Source organism: Nostoc sp. DSM 114161 (genome assembly GCF_052692665.1).
Map to the genome: position 1 here is coordinate 6380888 of NZ_CP195141.1, position 25817 is coordinate 6406704.

The following is a 25817-nucleotide window of genomic DNA, read 5'->3' on the forward strand; positions in this document are numbered from 1 at the left end:
CATTGGGCATTGGGCAGAGGGGCAGAGGGGCAGAGGGGCAGAGAGGCGCGGAGGAGAAAGAACTTGTACAAAAACTCTCCCCTGCTCCTCTGCTCCCCTGCTCCCCAATCACCAGTCCCCGATCCCTGAATCAAGTTGCTTATCTAAACAGCTAAATAAATACACCCAAAAAGGTAAAGAACTGTTAATTGCAATTAGCCGTACTAAATGGCCAGTTGTGACGATTTCAACATTATGATTTAGTGCTAGGGAAACTAGAATCATTTCTGCTGAGCCTCCTGGTGCTGTGACTAAAAGACAGGTTAACCAGTCCCAAGAGGTTAATTGCATGGCAAGTATAGCAGCGATCGCTCCAGTTGCGAGGGTCATTGTCACAGATATCAAAGCATAGCCGACAGTCCGCTTGGTAAAGTTGGGTTTGTCTCCCCAATACTCACCAATGGTGATTCCCAGCAGCATTTGACCGAATAAGTTAATTAAAGGCGGTGGAGTAAAGCTAATATCGCTCGCAAAAGGCAGCGAATTGAGTAAAGGATTAAACCCGATACCAATTAACAATGCACCAAAAAAATCGCCTGCGGGAATTTTGAAAAATATAGCCGGATAAACTACTAATGCAGTAATTACAAGTAACAATAAAAGTAATCCTAGTTGAGATGGATCGAAATTGAGCAAAGCACTTTTGACGGGTAGTGTTTGCATCCAGGAATTACCAACTAATGTTCTAGCGATGAAGGGAAACAGAAAAACTACTGAGGTAACGCGAATTGCTTGAACTAAAGCAACCAAGCTTACATCTTTATTGTAATCAGCAGCGATCGCTGCCATGATTCCTACCCCACCAGGAACCGTAGCTAGCATTGCTGTCAATAGGTTGGTTTTGCTGATGCGGGAGTAAATGTAACCAATACAACCGCCGGTCAGCAACAGAAACAATGTGAGAAAAATAAAGATGGGAATACCAGAACCAATATTAGCTAAATTAGTATGAGCATTGGAAGCGCCGACGGTTAAGCCTACAAGTGCCATTCCCACTTTTCTGGCAGTGCGGTTTGGTTTGGGCAAATATTCATAGAAAATTCGACACCCTTGGAGAACTACTACACCAGCTGCAATCCCAGCAAATATCCAAGCAATTCCACCAATGTGAAACTTTGCTAGACCTATGCCCACAGGCAATGCTAAAAGTATTTCCAGGGCAAGAACAATTGATTGTTTTACAAATAATTGTTGCTTGGTAACAGTAGGATTTTTATGAGTATGTTCTTCTAGGTTGGGAGCAACACTGAGACTTTGATTCATCGATATAAGCTTTATTATTAATTTAATACTAATTTCAATACCTTAGCCATTCTTTTGTGTTATCTTCTTTAATTTAGTCCATTAGACATATTGCCATTAATGTTAAGGGCGGGCGAGACGCCCACCCCACAATAAATGAATAGTTGAATATTTTTTGTTTAGAACTTCCTATAAATTACTGATTTTACTTACCACAAGGAACGGGGTTGGAATTTTCTTGTTTGTATGGCTTTTTTGTTAAAATTTCTACTTGATTTACCTGCAATTTGCTGTATATTAGCTTATTGTCAATTCTCACTTATGAAGTCTGCTTTTAGGGGGATGTTGGGTTTTGCTATAGCTTAACCCAACGTACTTTTATTTTTAACTGAATTCTGATTCAATCTTCATCGAGCGCCGGAAATACTTCCTCAAATTGCCACAATCTGTCTTTATTTTCAACGAACCAAATACGAGTTTCTGGAGTTAATTTACTCCAAATGTCTTCAGCAGGAACGTGAGGAGATGCATATTGATACTGCTGACCAAGCGATTTCAAATTATTTGCTACATCGCTGGGAATTCCGAATTGTTCCCAGTCAATTTTTATATTTCTTCCCGAAACTCCTGCTGTAGGATCGAAAATCAATTGTGCAGTTCTGACTAAATCAGCAAAGTGTTTCGGTTTGAGTTTGGTGATTTCCTGAAGTAGTGATTCGTGATGTTCTGGAGGCATTTTACTAGCAGTGGTGAAGAGTTTTAGTGTATTAAATTAGTCAACAGTCGAACAGTTTTTCACTTGCAAATCGTAAAACTGTTCGCGAATAACTGATTTTTGAACTTACTGCCAGAGATTTATATCCCCATGTTTCTAGCTTAGCGCCGAGTCGCTAACTTCATTATGACTAAGATTATGGATTAGGGATTAGGCGTTGGGAATAATTTCGATTCCATTTCAGAGTCATTATGTACCTAATTCTCACTGCGCTTTGCTGACGTAGGAGTTGCGAGTTCCCCAATTCCTATTTTAGATATGACATTTAATTAAATATTGCAGATTTTACTTTAGCTAATCATTTTCGATCAGAACTGTAACAGCTGCGATCGCAATCAACATTTCGTCATTTATATCGTTGAGTTCAGGAATCGCTCGTCCTTGAACTACCATTCCTCCAGATTCTACTGTCAGAGTTTTTTGACCAAATGGTAGTACGGCTAGTACTTCCTCTTGCCTAACTTTTTCTGGGTATGGTACTGCTACTTGCACTTCGACAATCATTTCATTGGGATGGCTTAAACCAGCCACTTCCCAAACACCAGGTAAAGCATTATGAGCGATCGCATTGCGTACCGCCCTAGATGCTGCTACTGTTGGTTCTTGTCCATGCTGATCTACTCCCATCCCCATTTCAATTATCAATCGTTTACGCGCCATTAAAACCTCCGGCAAATTTTTCACCTTACGTCAAAAAGAGGCACAAGGGCAGGGGGGTGGAGGCGCAGAGGGGAAAGACTTGTTGGAAGTTCTCGCCTTGTTACCTTGTCTGCCCATCTCCCCAGACTCCCGCCCTGCGGGAAGCTAAAGCTATTCTTCCTCATCCATTTGGAAGCCTTTAGAGGGTATGCAATAACTTACTCAGACGCTCTGAGTAACTTTTCATTACCTTGATGGCAAACATTGGTGTTTCCTGAACCGCAAACAGAAATGCTTTTTCATCGAGGAAAGCAAGTTTGCAGTTTGTTTTGGCAATGGCTGTGTAAGTTCTATTTTTTACCCCTACAAGTATGCCCACACCAAAAACTTCACCTATATCAATGGTTTCTACAACTTTACCATTGACTAATATATCTACTTGCCCTTCCACAATGCCGTACATGATATCACCAGTCTGCCCTTCTTCAAAGATGACTTCGCCTAGTGAAAATACTTTAGGATTGGGTTGTTTTTGAAATATACCGACTGTGACTACAGGACTTAGCATTAGAGCAACACCAAAATTCTTAGTTTTTGAATGAAACCTTTAGATAGGCATCATGAGAACCCAGAAAAGTATACTACTTTCTGTTGCTTGACTCCAATTTCCGCAACATTTCTGATTAGTTAAGAAACAATTAACGAATGTTAAAGCTGGATTTATCCACTTCAAATACCAATACAGTTAAGTTAAGACTCGATTCTCCCTAACTTTTCAAACGCCTTCTAAGGGTAATATTTGCTATTTCCTTAATTTATCTAGTTCAAGTGTTACAGATTGCAAAATGCTAAACCGCAAAGTCAAAATTATAGCTGCACTGGCTAAACCAATTGCTAACCCGCACCAAAGACCAATTGCTCCATACCCTAACCATATACCCAAAGCATAACCAATAGATAAACCAACACCCCAATAAGAAAAAATACCAATTAACATAGGAATTCGCGTATCTTTTAGCCCTCGTAATGCTCCGGCTGCTGTGACTTGGACTCCATCAAAAATTTGAAAAATTGCAGCCACTACAAGCAATTTAACTGCCAAGTTGACTACATCTTCATTGCTAGGATTGTTAATGTCGAGGTAAAGAGAAACAACCGACTTTGGTAATAACCAAAAGATAATCCCTGCAATAGCCATAGACAAACCACCTAAGCTAATGCCCACATATCCAGCTAGGCGAATACCGACTAAATCTTGCTCTCCGGCTAATTGTCCAACACGTACAGTTGTTGCTAAAGAAATACCAAGTGCAACCTGAAAAGATATAGAAGCTGTCTGCAAGGCAATTTGATGGGCAGCTAGGGAAGTGGTTCCTATTTGCCCTAATATAAATGTGACAACTGTAAACAGCCCTCCTTCCACTGCAATTAACCCACCAATGGGCAATCCAACTTGAAAAATTTGCCAAAAGATGCGCCAATTTTCTTGAGTGAAAATGTAGCAAAATGAAGTGTGAAATATGCGATAACTTATAAATCGATGCTGGCTATGTATATAGGTTGCTAAAGCAATAAACATACTCCAAAGTGACAATGTACTCGCCCAACCAATCCCAGCTAGTCCTAAAGCAGGTAGCCCCAGTTTGCCAAACATCAAAACATAGTTCGCTGCAATGTTAAGCAAAGTACCTAACACAACAACGATCGCAATCAACTGCGCCTGAGACACAGCAGAAAGAAAACTTTTGAGTACAGCAAAGCCCAAACTAGGGATAAAACCCAGTGCGATCGCTCTTAAATAAGTTTCTGCTAGTGCTGCTGTGGCGGCATTCTGACCCAATAACAGTAGTAAAGTCCCTCCATTCCAAAGTAGTATTACAATCGGTATCCCCAACAGCAGAGATATTCCCAATCCTTGCTGGACAATCTTGCTTACTCGTTCGGGCTTTCCAGCTCCGTATGCTTCGGCAACTAAAGGACTAACAGCAGAAACAATACCCGTAGTAATTAAAAGCAAAAAAGTAAATATCGCAGCTCCCAAACCTCCAGATGCAATAGTCTGACTTCCCAACCAACCCATCATTACAGTATCCACAAAGCCAGTTGACGATTGAGCAAGTTGCGCTGCTACCAAAGGAACAGCTAATAAGAGACATTGTTTAATTTCAGATATCAATCTGTCTCTACGGCTCGTGTTATTCATGAAGCTAAAAAAATATCTCTAATAAAATGGACTAAAATTTGGATAGCTAAATAGCAGTTAATTTCTTGTAATGAATCCCTACACTATCCTTAATCAGACCGAACTTCAGCGTGTTAGTGATGGCATGACCCGACCCTTATTAGAAAATTGCGAGGCTGCCTCACATATCCTTATTTTAGTCTGGCCGCAACTTGGGGATTTTGATAGTCTTGAATATGCGTGGTGGTTACAGCGCGAAGCTGAAAAATTACCTCCGGAAAAACTTGCTATTCGCGCAGTGGGAATTGGCGATCGCGCCTCTGGAACAAGATTCTGTGAATATACCGGATTTCCACGCCAAAATTTATTTGTTGAACCTAATGCACAACTACACCAGCAACTCAAACTTTATTCTGGTTTGAATTTTCGCGTCCCTGGGCTTTCTCCATCTGTGAAAGCTTGGCTAAATCTAATTTTAATGTGTGCGGGGTTGGGAAGTCCTGGAACGTTAAAAGAAGTTTTTCGAGGATACAAGGGCGATCGTCAAGCCCCTCAACTCATTGAAGATGATGAAATTATTCAAGCTACTCCTCTACCTGCTTTTAAAGGCTCGTTTTTCCAATTAGCCGGCGGAAATGGATTTCAACGTCCCTTTGAATTAGCTACTCTCCGGCTACGAAATATGGTGGAAGTTCTGAGCAATTGGCGCACTTATGTACCTAATTCTGCCTATTTAACTCAGCGTGGTGGAACTTTTCTGTTCGATTCCAAAGGTCAGTTACTTTACGAACATCGAGATCCAGGAATTCTAGGCTTTGCTGCTAATATGAGTCAGCCCTTGTCATTTTTATCTTTTATCGAAACAGATACCTTTACCTCATCTTACTAATTTTTGATTGCTAATTAAATAACTGAATCTCTACATCAGAAGTTGAAAATTTATTACTCAAGAGATACGCACCTGCGCCAAGCATTTTATACCGTAAAAGGGTAAAATTCAGGCTCAGATCGTGACAAACTTTACTGTTGGCGACTATTTAATACACCGTCTGGCGCAGATTGGCATCAAGCATATCTTCGGTGTTGCTGGAGACTACAATATGGAGTTTCTCGATTCAATTGTTAAATGCGATCGCGTCGAGTTAATTCCCGCTTGCAACGAACTCAACGCCTCCTACGCTGCCGATGGCTATGGTCGAATTAATGGTGTTGCCGCATTAGTAACTACCTTTGGTGTTGGCGAACTCAGTGCGATTAATGGTATTGCTGGGGCTTACGCGGAACACGTTCCTGTGGTAGCAATTACTGGCTCTCCTGCTACTAAAATTCAATCATCCCACTCAATTGTTCACCATACCCTCGGCACTGGTGATTTTTCTCTGTTTGCCCAGATGTATGAAAAGGTAACGGTAGCTCAAGCGTATTTAACATCAGATAATGCCACAGCTGAAATTGATAGAGTTTTGGGCGTCTGTCTTCTCAAAAAGTTGCCTGTCTACATCTCCATACCTATGGATGTTGCTAAACATGAAGTCGCTGCACCATCTGATTCATTTCCCCTTCCCTCCTTCCAAAGCGACCTGGATACTTTAGCTGAAGTTGTTGATGCTTGTGTAGCGATGTTGGAAAAATCCACCCAACCAGTGATTCTTGCTGATGTTGGTGTGACTCGTTATCGCTTGCATCAACAATTGCGAGAATTGTTAACAGCTACTGGATATCCTTATGCCACTCTGAACATGGGCAAAGGGTTGCTGGAAGAAACCCATCCCCAATTCATTGGTATCTATGGTGGTGCTGCTAGCCAAGAAAATGTCCGAACGCGTATTGAACAAGCAGATTGTGTTTTGAGTATCGGTGTCTTGATGACCGATCTCAGCACAGCCAAGTTTTCTGCCAAACTCGATCCCGGTCGTACTATTGAATTGCATGGGGAATATGTAAAAATTAAACGTGCTTTATACAAGAATGTAGCTATGGCTGATGTGCTTCCTGCTTTAAGCCAAAGGTTGCAGCACCGCGATGCCCAAACGCTAAATTTTAAGTCAGCAACAGAGAATTTAGATCCTGGCTTTACAACTCCTTTGCAAAGTGATGATGCAACTATTACACAACGGCACTTTTGGTATAGATTCGCTGATTTTCTCCAAGAAAATGACATTATAGTTGCCGAAACTGGAACTTGTTTATTTGGTGCCTCTGTCGTACCCCTGCCAAAAGCAGCGACCTTTATTGGACAAGTGCTTTGGGGTTCTATTGGCTACTCTGTTGGTTCATTACTTGGCTGTTGCGTTGCCGCGCCACAACGTCGCTCTATTTTATTAGTTGGTGACGGATCTTTCCAAATGACGGCACAAGAACTATCGACTATTTTCCGCTACGATTTCAAACCGATTATTTTTCTGATTAATAATGATGGATACACCATAGAACGTGATATTCATGGCGAGCGGATGCCGTATAACGATATTCAACCTTGGAATTATCATCAGCTACCTGAAGTTTTTGCTGGCAACGGCTGGGGAGTTAAAGTCAGTAATCAATCTGAGTTAGAGGCTGCATTGCAAAAAGCCGAACAAAACCGCGATCGCCTTGCTTTTATTGAAGTGGTAATGGACAAAATGGACAGTCCAGAAGTTCTTTTAAAGGTGTTGCAGCCATAAATCAATATACTGCCTCTCGCTATAGTTGCTAAGTTAGGCGGTGTCACAGAGTTACGAAACTGCGATCGCTCTGTCAACTTAGAATTTCCATGTTCGCAGATCTCTCTTAAGTCAGAGATCTATTCTGTGCTGCGGTAGAAGATTTTTTGATTCTACTTGAGTATTCTAGTTGAGAACCAAATATCAGAGAAATCATCGATTTCCTATTCATTAACCAATCCTCAGTTTCTTTCCCAGAGAGATATATCTCTTTTAGGTTTATGCTCTTAGCAAACAAATACTACTAAAACAATAATAGAAACAATGGCTAAAAGAAACAAAGTTAATAATAGCAAAAATGATTCGGAAGGCGATATAGTTTTATCATCTAATGAATCCAAAGAGATAACTAAAACAATTAATATAGATGGCAAACGCCCAGTCGATCCTAGTAACATCGAGGTTAAGAAAACTATTGACATAGATGGCGATCGGCCAATTGTAAAAAACGAAAATCTTAGCACTCAAACAATTGATATAGATGGTCACCGCCCAATTGGTAAGAGCAATTTTGAAGAGCATGACACGCTAAACATAGACGGTAAACGTCCAATCGATCCTAATGATTTAAAGGTTGAGGCTATTCTTGACATAGACGGCCAACGTCCCATCGGTAAGAGTAATTTTCAAGTTCGAGATACTCTAAATGTAGACGGTAGTCGCCCAATAGTTTCAGATAACACTGTTGATTCGCCTTTCCCAGTGGATTACTTAGAATAAAATCCAAACTTAATTAATTGCCGATAGTTTGCATATCTAAATTTACAGCAATTTGCAGATGAATAGACCACAGTAGGGGCTTTAGCATTGTTCATTGGTGTCAACTTAAGTTCAAACACTTATCCCACAAGCATTTTACCCCACCCCTAACCCCTCCCCTTGGCAAGGGGAGGGGCGATTTTGGCTTTAGACAAAATCGGGGTGGGGTAACGCGGATCTTGATGCGAAGTGAGAGAACTGAATATCACATCTTTATAAGGGTTTCACGTTAAGTTGACACCAATGAACAATGTTGTGCCCTTACGATAATTTAGTATTCAAGCATGTATTCCATCCAAATGAAAACCGCTGTAATACAACTCTTGTGGGGTGGGCCGAAAAGCCTGCCCTATTTATGCAAGTTAAAAATGGAACAGCTTATGTTCAAAAAATAGCATAAACTAAGTATAAAATGTATTTAAATTAACTAAATTTTTACTCTTAATTGTCGTTACATAGTTATTAATTTTCTCGGCGATTTACTTGAATATAGTACGTTAACAACCCCAAACCAGACAGATATAATGTCAAAAATATGACTTTATAGCCGATATTTATATGACTAAAGTAAATATTTAAAATGCCATAATTGCCTAAAATCATAGGTTATGCCTAAAATTTATAGGTATGATGCTTATAAAACATTAGACTTTACGGACTTGTGCTATTAACCTGAATATTTAAGGTTATTAATTGCAAAAAGCTTAATTCCGTGTCAGTGGATATAATTAGCTAAGGAGTGCGTTAATTGTTCCAAAATGTTACTTTGTTCGGTGTGCTTGCGATCGCTATTGGTGCAATTCCTGGTGCGCTGGGTCGGTATTATCTAACTGAATTTTGCAAAAGAGCCATAGGTATAAACTTTCCTTACGGCACTTTTATTATTAATTTCACAGGCTGTTTACTAATGGGCTTTTTCTTCACCTTATTTAAGGGGATAAAAGGATTTCCACCTGAGATAGATTTATTGGTCAGAACTGGTTTCTTGGGTTATTATACAACCTTTTCAACTTACGGATACGATACATTCATGCTGTGGCGAAATGGTAAGCAGGGAGCCAGTATTTTTTATTGGGCTGGTAGTGCGATTTTAGCAGTAGTTGGTATTATATTAGGCAATCGTTTAGCGCATCTATTTGTGAAATAATAACGATTCTCTTCAACAAAAATATTAATCTGTATCCAATTAGTTAATTACAAAGGAAATTTTAATAATGCAAAATAGTTTTATCCGCACTGTTATGGCGATCGCTTTGGGTGCGATTCCCGGTGCTTTAGGACGCTACTTGATAACTGAATTGACCAAAGGAATTGTTGGGAAAGATTTTTCATATTATGGTACGTTTTTTATTAATGTAACTGGGTGTTTTATCATTGCTTTGTTTTACACCTTAAACGAGCAAAAGTTTAAAAGCCTTTCACCTCAAATTCGGTTAGCGATCGCCACTGGTTTTTGCGGTGCCTACACCACATTTTCGACTTACGGATTAGAGACTTTTACCCAAATAGATAAAGGCAATACAACAGTAGCTTTCATCTATTGGTTAGGCAGTATGGTAGCTGGCACGATCGCTGTGCAATTGGGTGTAGTTTTAGGTAGCCTTAATTCTAAATCTAGCATTAGTGATTAATATGAAAATAGACAAATTTTTATTAGCTCAAAATATGGCGTTTTTAATCGCCATTCCGCCAGAAAGTAATTTAGCAAAATTGTTGTCTTTTTGTTTAACAGGGAACAGCCAATAGTTTAATACTTAATCGAGCAAAATTTATTTGAAACGAAAAGGTCGTGGTCTGGCAATTCCATAACCTTGAGCATAATTTACTCCCAGGTTTTGAATGACTTCTAACACAGCCTTATTTTCTACAAACTCAGCAATAGTTTGGAGTCCCATCACTTGACCAATTTTATTGATAGCGTCTACCATTGCTAAGCTAATCGGCTCTTCTACAATATGTTTGACAAAACTGCCATCGATTTTGAGATAATCTACTGGTAGATTTTTCAGATAACCAAAAGAAGACATACCGCTACCAAAATCGTCTAAGGCAAAACAGCAGCCAAATTCCTTGAGCGAGCGAATAAATGCAGCAGCTTTACCCAAGTTTTTGATGGCGACAGTTTCAGTAATTTCAAAGCAGATTGCTGTGGGTGGTATTTTGTATAAAATAAATTGTTCGCAGACAAAATCAATGAATCGATCGTCATTTATACTAGCGCCAGAAAGATTAATTGTATACAAAGAGCCACGACTGTTTTTAAGCGATCGAGAATCATGCCATTGAAAATTCCCCTGTTGCGCGAGATTAGCAAAAAACGTGTGAATCACCCAGCGATCGATAGTTTGCATGAGATTGTAACGTTCAGCTGCTGGAATAAACGCCATTGGTGACACCACCTCACCCGTTTCATCGATTAGCCGTAGGAGAACTTCGTAATGCTCTGTTAAAGAATAAGTCTGCGATACGGGAACGATAGATTGGTAGTAAAGGCGGAAACGATTGTCTGCCAGCGCTTGATTGATTCTTCCTACCCATTGCATTTCGCCACGTTGCTTTACTAGCTCAAGATCGTTCGTTTGGTAAACATGTATGCGATTAGACCCTTGATTTTTCGCAACATAGCAAGCTGTGTCGGCAGCACTTAAGGCAGTGTTCGTATTGTCGGTATCTGCGTCGATCGCAACTAAGCCGATGCTGACGCTCAAATTAAAAATTTTCTCCTGCTTCCACACGAAGCGAAAGTTTTGGGCTGCTTCACGTAGCTGCTCGGCAATTAATAATGCTGTATCTAGAGAACAATTATTGAGTATGATGCCAAATTCATCTCCGCCTAAACGTGCAAATGTGTCATTAGAACGCAGATAAGTTTTAAACAAACTAGCAACTTGGCACAGTAGTTCATCGCCAGCAATATGACCGCAAGTATCATTGACAATTTTAAACTGATCTAAATCTAAATAACATAATGCGTGCTGTTCTTTGGCAGACTGAGCGCTCCTTACAGCTTCTATTAAACGATTTTCAAACTCGCGTCTGTTAACTAGTCCAGTCAAAGCATCGTGGCTAGCTTGCCAGGATAATAAACGTGCCAAATCGCGGTTTTGGCTAACATCGCGAAACACTAAAACAACACCAATGATTTGACCGTCCCTAGTACGAATCGGTGCAGCGCAGTCTTCAATGGACAACTCTGTGCCGTTGCGGGTAATTAAAACTGTGTGGTTAGCTAAACCCACGATCGCACCAGAAAGCAAAACTTTTTCTACTGGGTTTTCTACGGTTTGACGGCTAATTTCATTAATAATTCTAAAAACTTCTGTCAACGGCAAGCCTAGTGCCTCGCTTAAACTCCAGCCCGTCAGGACTTCTGCAACTGGGTTAAGATATTTAATCGAGCCACTTCCATCAGTTGTAATGACGCCATCGCCAATAGATTGCAATGTCACTAAAGCCAATTCTTTTTCTTGAAAAAGAGCTTGTTCTATAGATTGGCGCTCGACAATTTCTTCTTGTAACCGTCCCAGAATCGCTAACAATTCCCTTGTGCGTGAAGACACTCTCTGTTCTAGCTCTTCATTTGCTTTTTTAAGCGCTTTTTGCGATCGCTGACGCTGGCGATCGATCGCGTTGAGCGAACGAGCATTCCACCAAATTAGCATTACAAAGACAATAATATTCAAAATGCTTAAGGCACAAAGTCCAAATTCAGCAGTATAAATTTGCATTCGGTAACCAGCTAAAACTAGCCAGCATATAACTGGCGGAAACGCAATTGCGGCGGGTAATAAAAACCTCGCCACAATCCCACCTGCATTTTTACTGGTGAGTACGACCATCAACCCACGGTTTGGACAGGCAAATAAAATCCCATACGCTAGCAACAACAATGCAACTGCTGTATGCACTGCAATTGATGTTAAGGAGCCAAATCTATAAAGAAACGCGTTGCCATATATGTACCCCAATAGCCCCATTCCGGCAATGAAAAATGCCACTATTGCACATACTTGAGCTAGTAAATATTTAGGTGCAGCCAAATTCAACAGCAGTAGACTTAATCCAAGTAACACAAAAATAAACGCTGTATGAACTGCCATTCGACCAGGAGCCGCATCACCTAGCGGGTCAATTCTGGTATGAAAGAAGATTTGGTCAATGCCAAGGTCTACGTTGAAGGCATACTGAATTAGTGTCAACAGCCCAATTAATAAGACAAAAAAGGCACAGGCTTTAGCAGTACTACGTATTATGGCAATTCTCGGTTGCCAATGCCACAGCCATAAAGATGTTCCCCCCAAAATCAAACAGATAGCTGTGTTAGCTTTCATAGCTACCCATCCCGGCACAATGCTTTTGAGAACTGTAATATCTTCTATCCAACCAACGATCGCAGCACAGCCAACTAAGGCAACTACAATACTCGCTTTTTGGGAAAAAGACCGGAATAAAGCGTTAAGTGCGGGAGCCTGATATCGAGATTGGACATCATGAATAGCCATAGCTTTATTTAATAAGTAACTACCAACTATTATGCTATCTGCTGTTTATCATAGAAATTAACTAGATGCAAGTACTTGAGTTCGACTAGAAAACAAAGTTTTTCGAGTGTGAATTACATGAAGTGCGATCGCCAAAGTCTATTTCAGAAAAATTTTTAGTATCATAATCCTTAATATTTCTCTAAGATAATTGATGAAAAATATTTATTTTGAGGGCCGCTTCGCTTTAACATAAATTCAAATTTTTGGTACTTCTCACTCACTTGAATAGACATTTTATTGCTAACAATTCTTTTCAAATAATTTACAAAAATTATCGAAAATAAAAAATATTTTTTATTTTAGCTTTTTCTTCTATGATACTGGAAATAGTCAAGATCCCGGACTTATTTAAAAAGTCGGGGAGCTTTTTGTTCGTAATAAATATGTTATAGAAAAACTCACTGCGATCGCATTTATTACAGTGTCAGGAGAGCGAAAAAGGTAAACACTCCTTTTGAATTGAAGAATTCAGAATTCAGGAGTCAGAACAAGCATCAACTCAAATCAGCACAAGATGATTTAAGCGATCGCTAATTCTGTTCTTAGAGGATGTTTGAAAGCACCGTCTTCAAACCAAAAACCCAGTCGTGATGACCGGGTTTTTGGTGGGCTATATGACCCCAAGGTTAGTTATAGAAGTTATATATTAGTCTTTCGTTGTTCTAATAACTGCTACAACGTCGAGATTGCGAATTCCAGAAAACTAGTTAGCGCTTACACCTTTACCTACCAAACATCAAGCTGCTTGCTAAATTGTAAAATTTTATACAAATATGAGTCCTCTTGCAAAAGTGCTTTTGCACTCTTGTGGGAAAAGGGACTCATGTTAAAGGGGAAAGGGAAAATACCAAACCTTTCCCCCTTTCCCCTTCCCCTTTTCCCGACTTCTGCAAGAAGTCTATTGTGGAGTGCGATCGCCAAAAAATTATTTGAATTATGGGACTATGATTTGATTACAAAAAACTCCCCCTCAGCTTTAAAAGCCTGATTTCTTACTCCCTACTCCCCATTGTTTCCCCACGCAAACAATTTAAAAAATCAAATCATAGTCCTATATTCTAACTACAGTTAACTGCTGAAGCTGAGTTTACCTTTGTTAAATCTCCAGTGAATATGGCTGTATATTTATAAGGTGATGAACCAGAACAAGTCATAGGATTTGTATTAGCGCGACGGGGAGTCCACCACGAATCTGCATTCACAGTCAAATTGATACCATTCCATGATAATCCTGTAATAACTAAAGAGTTAGTTTTGCCATCATTAGCCTTTTTTGCAGTCAAAAATGTGGCATAGTAAACGCTACCATTTTCTGGATTAATTTTTGCGATGATTGCCACTTTAGGGCCGCCACCGCTTCCATAACTACTTAGCCAACGACCGCTAGCAAAGCGTCGAAAATCATTACCAGGCTGGCTACCGGTGGATGAAAAAACGCCGTACAAAACGTTTCCCCCATCCGAAAATAGTCCGTAGCCCGTACCATCATCATTAGTTGTTTCGTAATCGCTGCGACACCATTTTTTGATGCCATTGTCAAAACGGATGATGCGAGGGTCTTTGTTTAGAGATGATACTTGTTGATAACCAATATAGATGTTTGTTTGCCCAAAACTCACTCTGGGGCCATTTTTATTTTTGATAGTTGTCTCGCTGTCATTGCATGTAAAGCTCACACCTTTACCAATAGATGGCTGTGTAGTAGTTTGGGCAATAGCTGAAGTAATGGGTAAATCAGCAGCCAATACTACTGATAAGAATGAAAATGCCAGATATTTCGGCAATTTACGGCGATAAATCATTAAATTTGTGTGGTTAAAATGTCCAAAAGGACACCATATCACAAAGTTTCCCTAATTAGTAACCCCTAAACAAAATCAGCCATTTTTTATTTTGGGTTACCTGTAGGATCTTGATAAGTTCCTCAAACGCCACTTGCTTTAATAGCGTTTAACTGGTGGGGTAGCACAGCTAGCACAGCTAGCTTGTGGGAAAATATAACAGGACTGATATTTAATTTTTGTGAAGCCAGATACAACTCAAAAGCCTGCTTTCTGGTCGCCTAAGCAAATAAGTTATTCAAATAAAACCATAAAAATTTATCAAAATAAAGATTTCTGATTTTTCTTTAGATGAGATTAATAAAAAGATAAAAAGGAGTGACGAGATTTGATATTATTTACACCTCATCTATCACTCCTAATAACTTGCGCGTTGATAAGCTGTTACGCATTGTTAAATTACACCAGTTTAGTAGTTCATTTATCCTCTAACTAAAGAAACGAATATTTGTTAAAATTTTATGTGTTCTTCTATACATTGTTTTATAAAGTTATAAAATCTATTTTTCCATTGAAAATATAGTAGTTTAACTATTGCTCGTTCTCAGTAGTCTTACTTTAACTGTATAACAGCGATATATATTGACAATTCATTAATCTCAAAGGTATCTAAAAACACAAATAAAGTTAACTAAGATTATATATCTTTGGTAGTAGTGGCATGATTCTTGTGATGGAAGTTTGGTAATAATGGAAACAATTACCATTAAGGTTCAATAATTAAAGGAGTAAGATAGCGCATTTAACAAGAGCGATCGCTTAAGGTCGAAATCCACGTTTTTCAAGTGTCCTGTCCGTTATAGCTTATCTTTTATTCATAATTTTGACAGGCTAATCATTTATTCACAAATCAGCATTTAACTGAGTTTACAGAATTTTCTTACCAAAGGTAGAAGTAATACTTAAGTAAATGCTATAAGCTATACATTTAAAACTCTCTGCTTGGCAAAAATATTAATGTTTACTAAGCAATTTTTAGATTCAATTTATATTAAATGTCTAGAGCTAATTGTGATATGTGTCATTTAAAAAACTGACTCGGCTGTAGCATTTTGAGACATAAATTGTTGAAAACCCTCAGTAAAGGTTTTTTCATCAATCAAATTGAACAATAATTGCAGCTGCATGAAACTTAAATTCGTTACTCAACAAAATTATCAATGCTGCAATTTTCTAAATCTTTAGCTAGTAGATTTATTTTGCTCAACCTCTGCAAGTAAGTAGTGGGAATTTAAGGTGAACATAGAAAAATTTATTCAACGCGCAGAAGTATTGCACAAGCGTTTAGCAGATTTATACCAAACTGCTAGCGTATTGCCTTGGATTCCACCAGATCTTCTGCCACAGGCTTTTAAGGAACTGTATAGCACCTCAAAGATAGTCCAGTTAGCGGCAGAGGAATTGCATCAACAAAATGAGGAACTAATACAAACACGCAATTGGCTAGAAGCAGAACGTCAGCACTATCAAGATTTATTCGAGTTAGCGCCGGATGGCTATTTAGTCACTGATACAGAAGGTATCATTCAAGAAGCTAACCAGACAGCAGCTAAGTTATTTAATGTTTCAAAGCATTTTCTAGTGGGCAAACCAATGATTAATTTTGTCCCACTAGAAGAACGTCAACAGATTCGCAATGAACTTATAGAACTATCCCAATCACTCAGAGGTAAAGAGTTATTAATACGTTTGCAACAAAGTCACGGCGAATTATTTGATGCTGCTTTGACAGTGCTTGTTGTTCGTAATTCGCAAGGAAAAACAACTTATTTGCGCTGGATGATACGTAATATTTCTCAACGTCAGCCTTTAGAATCAGCAGTAGTCAAGAATAATGGCAGCGATTTGTTTGCTGGTCATCCCGTGCATAAATATTCTAAAGGAGAAACTATTCCTCTCAATCCATTGGTAATTTGGTATGTTTGCCAAGGTTTGGTGAAGCTAACTACTTACTGTGAAACAGGCGAAGAAATACTATTAGGATTGGCGGCAGCAGAAATGGTTTTTGGTAGTAGTTTGACTTCTCTAAACATTTACCAAGCAGTAGCCCTTTGTGATGTCGAGTTAGTGTCAATTTACACAGCAGATCTAGCAATTTATCCAACTATCAGTCATACTCTTTTACCAAAAATTAATCAGCGATTACAGCAAACAGAATCTTTTTTAGTCATTTCTGGAAGGCGACGAGTACAGGAACGTTTACACTATCTATTACGACTTTTGAAACGAGAAATCGGGGAAACTGTACCGGAGGGAACTCGTTTAAGCGTTCGTTTAACTCATGAAGATATTGCTAGTGCTTGTTGTACTACGAGGGTAACAATTACACGATTGATAGGTAAATTACAAGACCAAGGTGTAATTGATTTTGATTCAAAAAAACATATGATTTTGAAAAATTTAGATTAATGATTAATGCCTTGATAAATAAAAAATATCAAACTATTTATTAGACCTCTTGCAAAAGTTCTTTTTGCAAGAGGTGGGAAAAGGTTAAAGGGGAAAGGGAAAATAACAAACCTTTCCCCATTTCCCCTTCCCCTTTTCCTGACTTCTGCAAGAAGTCTATTGTGGGGTGATACCATAGCATAGACCCAACTGTTCGCCAAGTTACTCAAGTCATCATCGGCACCCGTGTTCCCATCTCTATTATCATCGGTTTCCTTGCAGGTGATATGAGCAAAGAAGAAGTTATGCAAGAATACAAAGTTACTCAAACACAGTTTGAAGCTGCTTTGGCTTATGCTGCCGAGCTTGTCAAGCAAACTGAAGTTATTGCTTTGGGAGCATAAGTTTTGAAAATATGCCTCATTGGTACTCAGACTACAAATATCTAGTACTGCTATCTTTAGGCTGTGGGGTAACAATGGAGGTTAGCGGACTCGAACCGCTGACATCCTGCTTGCAAAGCAGGCGCTCTACCAACTGAGCTAAACCCCCGTAAAATTAAAATAGCGGGTAACTTTGTTTGATTTCGTTATTGTAACTTATATTGTTCAATTACTAAAGGGATGAAGCCAGAAAATATCCAAGTCGTCGCAACACTATATAAATTCGTCAAGCTGCCAGATTTTGCCGAGAAACGAGAACCTTTGCTGTCCTATTGTCAGGAGCAAGGTATTAAGGGAACAATTTTGCTGGCAGAAGAAGGAATTAACGGTACTATAGCAGGTTCGCGTCAGGCGATCGATTCTGTTCTCTGGTTTTTGCGTTCCGATCCTCGTCTAGCTGACCTAGAACACAAAGAATCTTATACCCAAACTCCACCTTTTGAGCGGATGAAGGTGCGGTTGAAGCAAGAAATTGTCACTTTAGGGTTGCCAGAAATTGACCCAAACGAACGAGTCGGCACTTATATCACTCCCCAAGAATGGAATGATTTAATTTCCGACCCAGAAGTAACTGTCATTGATACCCGCAATGATTATGAGGTGAATATCGGTACTTTCCAAGGAGCAGAAAATCCGCAAACTGTGTCATTCCGGGAATTCCCCGATTATGTGCGGCAACACCTCGACCCAACAAAACACAAAAAAGTTGCTCTGTTTTGTACGGGTGGCATTCGCTGTGAAAAAGCCTCATCCTTTATGCTTAGCCAAGGCTTTGCAGAAGTCTATCACCTTAAAGGCGGCATTCTCAAATATTTAGAGGAAATTCCACCCCAAGAAAGTTTATGGGAAGGAGAATGTTTTGTCTTTGATGAACGGGTAGCCGTCAGTCATGGGTTGGAGGAAGGAAGTTATGAGTTATGCCTGTGTTGTGGGTATCCCATTTCTGAGGAAGATAAATTATCTCCCAAATATGAACAAGGTATCTCCTGTGCTTATTGTTTTGATAGCCTGACTGATGAAAAAAGAGCGCGTCAGCAAGAAAAATGGCGACATTACCAAACCCAACTTGCTAATAAAAATAAGGAATAGATTGGGTATGGGGCATGGGGCATGGGGCATGGGGCATTTGTCATTTGTCATTGATTATTCTCCACGTCCCTGTGTCTTTGCGACTCCCCGCGTCTCCTTTTAAGCCACCAGGTATTCTCAGCTTGGCATAATCGCCGCCGAGTTGAACCTTTGAAGGTGATTGGTGTAGGACTACACAGCATCTTTGAACTGCGGCTTGGTACTCTCGCCATTGCTTACGAATTGCAATACTTCCAGCATCATCACCTAAATCCGAAAATCTTAGCCCTGCGCGAATCAGCCAAACTTCCACATCTGTTGTTTCACCCACCATTTCGGGAATGGGATCGATATTTTTCATGAGTAATCTCTTATACAAGCATATAAAATTGATAATTTCACTCTAAGAGAAAGTATTAATAATAGCCAATAGCATTTGTTTTCAAAATCATAAATAAAAATGATTAATATAAAAATTGAGATCTGAGTGTAGACACTCAGATCTCAGAGGATAAATCGCGATCGCACTTATCAGATATCATTAGCTTCTGAATCAGCTGTTGCGATCGCTAGAAGCGATAACCCAATCCGGCTTGGAAGCTCACGGCATCAGCATCGCTGTTTCTATAAGCGTCAATGCCCCATTTGGTATCACCATAGGCGATGACATTGTTAGCAACTTCTGATTCAACACCAAGGGTGACTACAGGTGCATTGCGATTGCCTAATGGGCTGTTTTGACCTTCGTCAGTTATGAAAGAATAACCACCACCGAAGTAAACGTTAGTGTTTTTGGCGATGGGTGCATCATAAGTAACTATGGGCATAATGGCAGCAGAATCACCACCGTACAACACAGAACCCCGCAGTGAAACAGGTGCATTGGGAATAGCGTAACGTCCTTGAACGTTTCCACCAAGTTGTGCGCCATCGTTTCCTTGTCCGCCACTGGTTGCACCAGCCGCAATACCAGCACCAATATAGTTACCGTTAGTACCGTTAGTACCCGCTGTTTGGGCAGAAGCAATACCACCTGAAAGAATTATGGAAGCAGCAGCGAGGAAAGAGGCAGTTAATTTTGTCAGTTTCATAAGATTCTTCTTACTAGAGTTAGGTAATATCAATGTTCTCTATTACCAGAATCTCTTTTTTTACAAAATGTAACCTCCCACACTCGGTTCACCTTGGTGGTTGAATTGTTTTTCACCCAGTAGGGTGATATAATCGCTAACTTAAAATTTAATTTGAGTTGTTATTCCTCCCCGTCCTCTGCGTCCTCTGCGGTTGCTTCGGTTACCTGTGCGTAAGCTCTCTTTTTTTTCCCAAAGCGCTGACGCAGACGAACCACAAAAGTATTCACCTCTGGTATTTTCATCCATGCAGCGATCGCCGCAAACACAGCGATTCCCACGCAGCTAGATATACACAGCTGCAACAGTAAAACCACTAAACCTGTTTTACCTAAAACTTGCCCAGAAGCAATTAAAGTTCCATAACTGGCTGCTCCAGCTACCACACTTCCGGCTGTTAAACCGAGAATTGGCACACTCCACTCACGCCAAGGTAAACCATTAATTTTGCGATCGAGCAGCCACAACAGCATCAATAAAGAACTGCAATTGACACCCACTGTTGCTAATACTAAACCAGGTGCGCCAAAAGGCCCGACCAAAATCCAATCGAGTGCAGCATTAAGAAAAATATTAAAAGTACTGATGCGAAAGGGTGTCTGTCCATCGCCCAAAGCATAGAACACCCGCACCAAAACATCACGCCCTAAATAAACAAACATCCCAATGCCGTAAACAACTAGCAACTCGGAAACTAACTGCGTCGCATCCCCCTTAAAAGCACCGCGTTCGTAAACCACCTGGACAATGGGTACAGATAGCGCCACCATCAACGCTCCCAAAGGTAACATGGTGACAGCACTAAGTAACAGTCCCTGACGAATACGTAATTTTAAGTCGTCCCAATGTTCTGGAGCTGCAAGCTTGGCAAATATGGGTAATAACGGCAACAAAATGATATTAGAAATAATTCCTAAGGGAGTTTGCACCAGCAAATTAGCATAGTTGAAACCCGCAGCAGCACCAGGGATAGGACTCGCGAAGTAAAGCACAGTCGCAAAGTTAATTGGCATCATCCCTGAAGAAATTGTTGCCGGAGTCATGATTTTAATTACTTCTTGGACTGCTGGGGTTTTAAAATCAAACCGCAGCCGCAATGTACCTAGTCCTAACCGCCACTGGACAACTAGCTGTACTAACCACTGGAGAATTGCCCCTGCCAAGGTTCCCCAAGCTAACACCATACCACCGATGAAAGCGTATTCTGGCTTGATTATGTCCTTACCCAGTTGCATAGTCATGAAAGCAATGCCGATGACAACTGTGATGCTGGATAACAGAGGACTAATGGAGAGTAACCAATATTGATTAGCAGCATTGAGAGTACCGAAGCCAATACCAATTAATCCAGAAAATAAAGCCATCGGGGCCATGATTTGGATTTGTTCGATCGCGATCGCTCTGGTTGTAGGATCTAAACCGTGACCGACTAAATCAACAATTTCATCTGCCAAGAAAATTTGAGCGAATGTCAGCACTAACAGCAATCCACCCACCAGTGTTGTCACTGTTTCCACTAGGGGTGCGGCTTCTTGTTGTCTGCGCTTGGCTAAAACACTGACGATCGCACTGTGTAATGGCCCATTCACACCACCTAGTAATATCAATAGAAAGCCAGGAATAATATAAGCGTAACTATAGGCAGTAGCAGCCGCACCAACACCAAAAGCAGCAGCGATGGCTTGCTGCCGAATTAAGCCAAAGATTTTACTAATTAATGTAGCAATGGCAACAATGCCAGCAATTCCAGCAAAAGAACGAGAGGGTTTTTGGTCTTGTTGTGTCACGAAAAATACCTGAATACTCTTGCAAAGTCCATACCTGAAAACATTTAACCTAAATTTTATGGTCTGTCAGGCTGATTTTAATAAGTCAGTCATTAGTCTAACGGTATATTAGCCAAGTGCGTAGACACAAAGCGGCTTGTTGTCAGACATCGCCTTTTCCCTTGGAGACGTACTAGAAGGAGTGGCAAAGCGATCCCCACAAAACCACAACAATATTTCATTAGGCAAGTGCCAACTACTGCCTGTATACATATTTTTATGTATGTTTAAAAACGTTAAAGTTTTATACCAACTTATCTTATACTCAGGCATTCGATCGAATTAGCGAACAAAGTACTAATAGACTTTGCACTTTGTCATTTGTATTTACAAAAGATCGATGACTAATGACTAATACTTCTGGAGCAAGAGGCTGCGCCAACGACTTACTTCGACTTCTCTACGAGACGCTACGCGTAGCTTGCTTCCCGGCAGGGGTACGCTCAGTACAAGTCACTCAGGACAAGTGACCAATGACTAATTGTTAACGACTTGTGAAGATAAGTCAAGAAAGGGGAACTATAACAATAACCATCTTCTTTACAAGAATTGGATACTTCAAAAAGAAGTTTGTCATACTCAGAAGCTTGACACTCTTCAACCTGACAAAGTTTGACATCATAAATTTTTGTAAAACATCCCTAAAATCAATAGCAATGGAACTCAATTCAACTTTCGCGGAAAATCAACTTATATTGTCAAGCAGTCAACTTCAAGAACAACTAGAGAAACAAAAGGCTCTGGCGAGTGTGATTGTAAGAATTCGGGAGTCTCTTGAGTTAAAGACGATTTTTCAAACTACAGTTACAGAAGTGCGCCAGTTGCTCAATGCTGACCGAGTTGGAGTCTTCCAATTCGATCCTGAAAAAAACTGGGAAGGAGAATTTATTTCTGAAGATGTTGCAGTTGGTTGGACTTCAGCAATGGCAGTCAAAGTCCACGATCGCTGCTTTGGAGAAGAATTTGCTGCTAGTTATCAACAGGGAAAAGTGCAAGCAGTTTCTGACATTTATGAAGCGGGACTGAGTGATTGCCATATAAAAATTTTAGGTCAATTTCAAATCCGTGCCAACCTTGTTGTTCCTCTATTGCGAGAGAATAAACTATGGGGATTAATTTGTATTCATCAGTGTAGCGAGGCTCGTAATTGGAAAGAATCAGAAATTGAATTTATTCGCCAAATTGCTGACCATTTAACAGTTGCCATCCAACAAGTAAAGCATCTTCATGAAGTCCAATTACAAGCTGCAAAATTAGCTCAAGCAGCCCAGCGCGACCAAGTAATCGCTCAGCTTGTTGATACAATTCGTTCGCCTCTCGATATTGACACCATCTTTAAAACAACAAGTGAAGAAATACGCAAACTACTGCAAGCCGATCGAGTTGCAATTTTTTGCTTCCATGCCGATTGGAGTGGTAGCTTTGTAGCTGAATCATTTGCCGAAGGGTGGACTCCCTTAGTTGGAATTCAAGGAGCGATCGCTGATACTTATTTACAACAAACTCAAGGAGGACGCTACCTTAAAAATGAGACATTTACAGTTAACGATATTTATCAAGCTGGATTAACAGATTGCCATGTTACTCTGTTAGAGCAATTTCAAGTAAAAGCCTTTGTAAGTGCGCCAATTCTGCAAGGAGATAAACTTTGGGGAATTATTGCTGCTTACCAAAATGCCTCAACTAGAGAATGGCAATCCTATGAAATCGAATCTTTAAGTAAAATTGGCACACAAATTGGTGTCATACTGCGACATCACGAATTGTTAGCACAAGCCCAGTATCAAGCAGAACAACAAAAAACATTAACCAGCGTAATTACTCGCATTCGCAAGTCGCTGGATTTAGATACGATTTTTCAAACTTCTGTCACGGAAGTCCGGCAGATGTTACAAACAGACCGAGTGGCAGTTTTTCGTTTCGACCCTCAAAAAGACTGGGAAGGAGAATTTATTTCGGAAGATGTTGTCACTGGATGGGACTCAGTAATCGCAGCCAAAGTATACGACCATTGTTTTGGAGAACAGTTTGCTATTAATTATCAACAAGGTCGGGTGCAAGCAGTAGCAGATATTTACGACGCGGGATTAAGTGAATGTCATGCAGTAATTCTGGGAAAATTTCAAGTGCGGGCTAATCTTGTGGTTCCCTTATTAAAGCAAGGTGAATTATGGGGGTTATTTTGCGTCCATCAATGCAGTAATCCTCGAACTTGGCAACCTTCGGAAATTGAATTTGTTAGCCAAATTGCAGAAAATTTGGGGGTTGCTTTACAACATAATAAACTTTTACATGAAGCTCGATATCAAGCAGAACAACAAAAGATATTAACTAGTGTTATTGCTAGAATTCGAGAATCTTTAGATTTAGATACTATTTTTCAAACTTCTGTTACAGAAATGCGGCAACTACTCAAAGCCGACCGAGTAGGGGTGTTCCGTTTTAATCCTCAAAATGATTGGGAAGGAGAATTTGTTTATGAAGATGTGGCTGATGGTTGGACTTCAGCAATCGGAGAACAAGTTTACGATCACTGCTTTAGCGAACATTTTGCACCGCTTTACGCCCAAGGTCGAGTAAATGCGATCGCTGATATTTATCAAGGAAGTTTTCAAAGCTGTTATGTGCAAATTCTAGCAGCATTTCAAGTACGTGCTAATATGGTCGCTCCACTTTTGAAAAAAGGCGAGCTTTGGGGCTTACTGTGTATTCACCAATGTAACGCTCCTCGTCAATGGCAACCATCAGAAATTGAATTTGCAACTCAAATCGCCGAACAATTAGGAGTAGCATTAAAACAAGATTCCTATATCAAACAAGTTCAAATGCAAGCTGTCCAGTTAGCAGAAGCTACCGAACGGGAAAAAGCAATGGAACGACAAGAATTATTAGCTGCAACTATTGATAAAATACGTCAATCGCTTGATATTCAAACTATTTTTAGAACCACTACTCAAGCTGTGCGAGAGCTACTCGAAGTCGAGCGAGTCGCAATTTACCGCTTTAACTCAGATTGGAGCGGTAAATTTGTAGCAGATTCTTTTAAAGATGGTTGGAAACCTGTGGTACAAACTCAACCATTGATTCTAGAAAATTTTGAAGATACAGATGATGATAATGAACTTCCACGCAACGAAACTTTCGTTCCCATTCGTCAAGGTGAAAAACTATGGGGTTTGTTAGTTGCTTATCAAAATTCCCAACCGCGTTATTGGAAAGAAGAGGAAATTAATCTTCTGGCTCAAGTGGGAGTGCAGTTAGGAATTGCGATTCAGCAAGCAGAATTGCTCGAACAAACTAAACGTCAAACTTCAGAACTTACTCAAGCCCTGCAAGAACTAAAACAAACTCAAAGCCGATTAATTCAGGGTGAAAAAATGGCTGGTTTAGGACAACTTCTGGCTGGAGTTGCTCATGAAATTAATAACCCGATTAGTTTTATTTTTGGCAATCTTATACATTTAAAAGAATATACTCAAGAAATACTGGATGCTGTAAAATTTTATCGTCAACTTCCAGATGTGCAAAAAAAATTTGAAAAGACTGATTTGGACTTTATTATTGAAGATTTACCCAAAACAGTTGATTCTATGCAGATAGGAGCAGAGCGCATTCATGAGATTGTGCTATCACTGCGGAATTTCTCTCGTACAGACGAAGCGGAATTGAGAGCAATAGATGTTCATGAAGGATTAAATAGTACTTTACTGATTTTAGGGCATCGGTTGAAAAGTAATAGCGATCGCCCAGCTATTGAGGTTATTAAAGAATATAGTACGTTACCTTTACTCGAATGCTATCCCGCACAATTAAATCAGGTATTCATGAATCTCCTGAGTAACAGTGTTGATGCATTAGAAGAAAAATTTAAAACTATCCAGCAAAAATATTTAAATTCAAGAGAAAAACGTCTCAGGATTCCCTTGACTATTTGGATTAGTACCCAAATAGTTAATAAGCAAGTTTTAATTAGAATAGCTGATAATGGTTTGGGTATGCCAGAGGAAGTGCGATCGCACATTTTCGATCCCTTTTTCACCACAAAAGAACCAGGTAAAGGTACAGGCTTAGGATTGTCTATTAGCTATCAAATTGTGGTTGAAAAACATCATGGTGAAATTAAATGTTTGTCCAAACTCGGAGAAGGAACAGAGTTTTTAATTAAAATTCCCACTGATAATTAATGTCGGACACATCATGTACTGACAAAATGTTTGTAGAGACGTTGCAATGCAACGT

Annotated in this window: 19 protein-coding genes and 1 tRNA gene; 9 read left to right on the forward strand and 11 right to left on the reverse strand. The window is 39.8% G+C overall.

Going from position 1 to position 25817, the window contains the following annotated elements:
- Window positions 1-108: 108 nt before the first annotated feature.
- The 5 genes from NSTC745_RS26915 to NSTC745_RS26935 all read right to left on the reverse strand — a co-directional run bounded on the left by NSTC745_RS26915 (window position 109) and on the right by NSTC745_RS26935 (window position 4898).
- Complete coding sequence (locus NSTC745_RS26915) at window positions 109-1302, reverse strand: AbrB family transcriptional regulator (protein WP_445633716.1); 1194 nt, start codon at window positions 1300-1302, stop codon at window positions 109-111.
- Window positions 1303-1681: 379 nt separating this feature from the next.
- A complete protein-coding gene (locus tag NSTC745_RS26920) occupies window positions 1682-2017 on the reverse strand; it encodes a hypothetical protein (protein WP_445633717.1) in 336 nt (111 codons plus the stop codon).
- Between the two features lie 333 nt (window positions 2018-2350).
- Window positions 2351-2716 (reverse strand): Lin0512 family protein, encoded by a 366-nt coding sequence (locus NSTC745_RS26925; RefSeq protein ID WP_445633718.1) that lies wholly within the window; start codon window positions 2714-2716, stop codon window positions 2351-2353.
- A 178-nt stretch (window positions 2717-2894) separates the two neighbouring features.
- Window positions 2895-3263, reverse strand: coding sequence for a cyclic nucleotide-binding domain-containing protein (locus NSTC745_RS26930; RefSeq protein WP_445633719.1), 369 nt, complete (start codon window positions 3261-3263; stop codon window positions 2895-2897).
- A 234-nt stretch (window positions 3264-3497) separates the two neighbouring features.
- Window positions 3498-4898: an MATE family efflux transporter gene (locus tag NSTC745_RS26935; RefSeq protein ID WP_445633720.1), complete on the reverse strand. Its 1401-nt coding sequence runs from the start codon at window positions 4896-4898 to the stop codon at window positions 3498-3500.
- A gap of 70 nt (window positions 4899-4968) precedes the next feature.
- Between NSTC745_RS26935 and NSTC745_RS26940 the strand changes: the two genes are divergently transcribed.
- The 5 genes from NSTC745_RS26940 (at window position 4969) to crcB (NSTC745_RS26960) (ending at window position 9969) form a co-directional block, all read left to right on the forward strand.
- Entirely contained in the window at window positions 4969-5766 is a 798-nt protein-coding gene (locus NSTC745_RS26940; RefSeq protein WP_445633721.1) for a peroxiredoxin-like family protein, read from the forward strand.
- Between the two features lie 121 nt (window positions 5767-5887).
- Window positions 5888-7540: an alpha-keto acid decarboxylase family protein gene (locus tag NSTC745_RS26945; RefSeq protein WP_445633722.1), complete on the forward strand. Its 1653-nt coding sequence runs from the start codon at window positions 5888-5890 to the stop codon at window positions 7538-7540.
- Between the two features lie 303 nt (window positions 7541-7843).
- On the forward strand, window positions 7844-8299 hold the full coding sequence (locus NSTC745_RS26950) for a hypothetical protein (protein WP_445633723.1): 456 nt from the start codon (window positions 7844-7846) through the stop codon (window positions 8297-8299).
- Window positions 8300-9086: 787 nt separating this feature from the next.
- Entirely contained in the window at window positions 9087-9485 is a 399-nt protein-coding gene (crcB, locus tag NSTC745_RS26955; RefSeq protein ID WP_445633724.1) for a fluoride efflux transporter CrcB, read from the forward strand.
- 67 nt (window positions 9486-9552) lie between these two features.
- A complete protein-coding gene (gene crcB / locus NSTC745_RS26960) occupies window positions 9553-9969 on the forward strand; it encodes a fluoride efflux transporter CrcB (RefSeq protein ID WP_445633725.1) in 417 nt (138 codons plus the stop codon).
- A gap of 138 nt (window positions 9970-10107) precedes the next feature.
- Here crcB (NSTC745_RS26960) and NSTC745_RS26965 read toward each other — a convergent pair whose 3' ends face one another.
- Window positions 10108-12840, reverse strand: coding sequence for an EAL domain-containing protein (locus NSTC745_RS26965; RefSeq protein ID WP_445633726.1), 2733 nt, complete (start codon window positions 12838-12840; stop codon window positions 10108-10110).
- 1100 nt (window positions 12841-13940) lie between these two features.
- Complete coding sequence (locus NSTC745_RS26970; RefSeq protein ID WP_445638697.1) at window positions 13941-14684, reverse strand: hypothetical protein; 744 nt, start codon at window positions 14682-14684, stop codon at window positions 13941-13943.
- Window positions 14685-15959: 1275 nt separating this feature from the next.
- Here NSTC745_RS26970 and NSTC745_RS26975 point away from each other — a divergent pair.
- Window positions 15960-17132: a PAS domain S-box protein gene (locus NSTC745_RS26975; protein WP_445633727.1), complete on the forward strand. Its 1173-nt coding sequence runs from the start codon at window positions 15960-15962 to the stop codon at window positions 17130-17132.
- Window positions 17133-17311: 179 nt separating this feature from the next.
- Window positions 17312-17515 (forward strand): DUF433 domain-containing protein, encoded by a 204-nt coding sequence (locus tag NSTC745_RS26980; protein WP_445638698.1) that lies wholly within the window; start codon window positions 17312-17314, stop codon window positions 17513-17515.
- Between the two features lie 75 nt (window positions 17516-17590).
- On the opposite strand, the gene NSTC745_RS26985 is transcribed toward NSTC745_RS26980, so the two are convergent.
- Window positions 17591-17663 (reverse strand) — tRNA-Ala (locus NSTC745_RS26985).
- Window positions 17664-17734: 71 nt separating this feature from the next.
- Here NSTC745_RS26985 and trhO point away from each other — a divergent pair.
- Complete coding sequence (trhO, locus tag NSTC745_RS26990; protein ID WP_445633728.1) at window positions 17735-18643, forward strand: oxygen-dependent tRNA uridine(34) hydroxylase TrhO; 909 nt, start codon at window positions 17735-17737, stop codon at window positions 18641-18643.
- A gap of 40 nt (window positions 18644-18683) precedes the next feature.
- Here trhO and NSTC745_RS26995 read toward each other — a convergent pair whose 3' ends face one another.
- From NSTC745_RS26995 to murJ, 3 genes are all read right to left on the reverse strand, one after another.
- Entirely contained in the window at window positions 18684-18983 is a 300-nt protein-coding gene (locus tag NSTC745_RS26995) for a hypothetical protein (RefSeq protein WP_445633729.1), read from the reverse strand.
- 208 nt (window positions 18984-19191) lie between these two features.
- Window positions 19192-19713: an outer membrane beta-barrel protein gene (locus NSTC745_RS27000; protein WP_445633730.1), complete on the reverse strand. Its 522-nt coding sequence runs from the start codon at window positions 19711-19713 to the stop codon at window positions 19192-19194.
- 161 nt (window positions 19714-19874) lie between these two features.
- On the reverse strand, window positions 19875-21539 hold the full coding sequence (gene murJ / locus NSTC745_RS27005; RefSeq protein WP_445633731.1) for a murein biosynthesis integral membrane protein MurJ: 1665 nt from the start codon (window positions 21537-21539) through the stop codon (window positions 19875-19877).
- A 695-nt stretch (window positions 21540-22234) separates the two neighbouring features.
- Here murJ and NSTC745_RS27010 point away from each other — a divergent pair.
- Window positions 22235-25762, forward strand: a complete 3528-nt coding sequence (locus NSTC745_RS27010; RefSeq protein WP_445633732.1) for a GAF domain-containing sensor histidine kinase — start codon at window positions 22235-22237, stop codon at window positions 25760-25762.
- Window positions 25763-25817 lie beyond the last annotated feature (55 nt).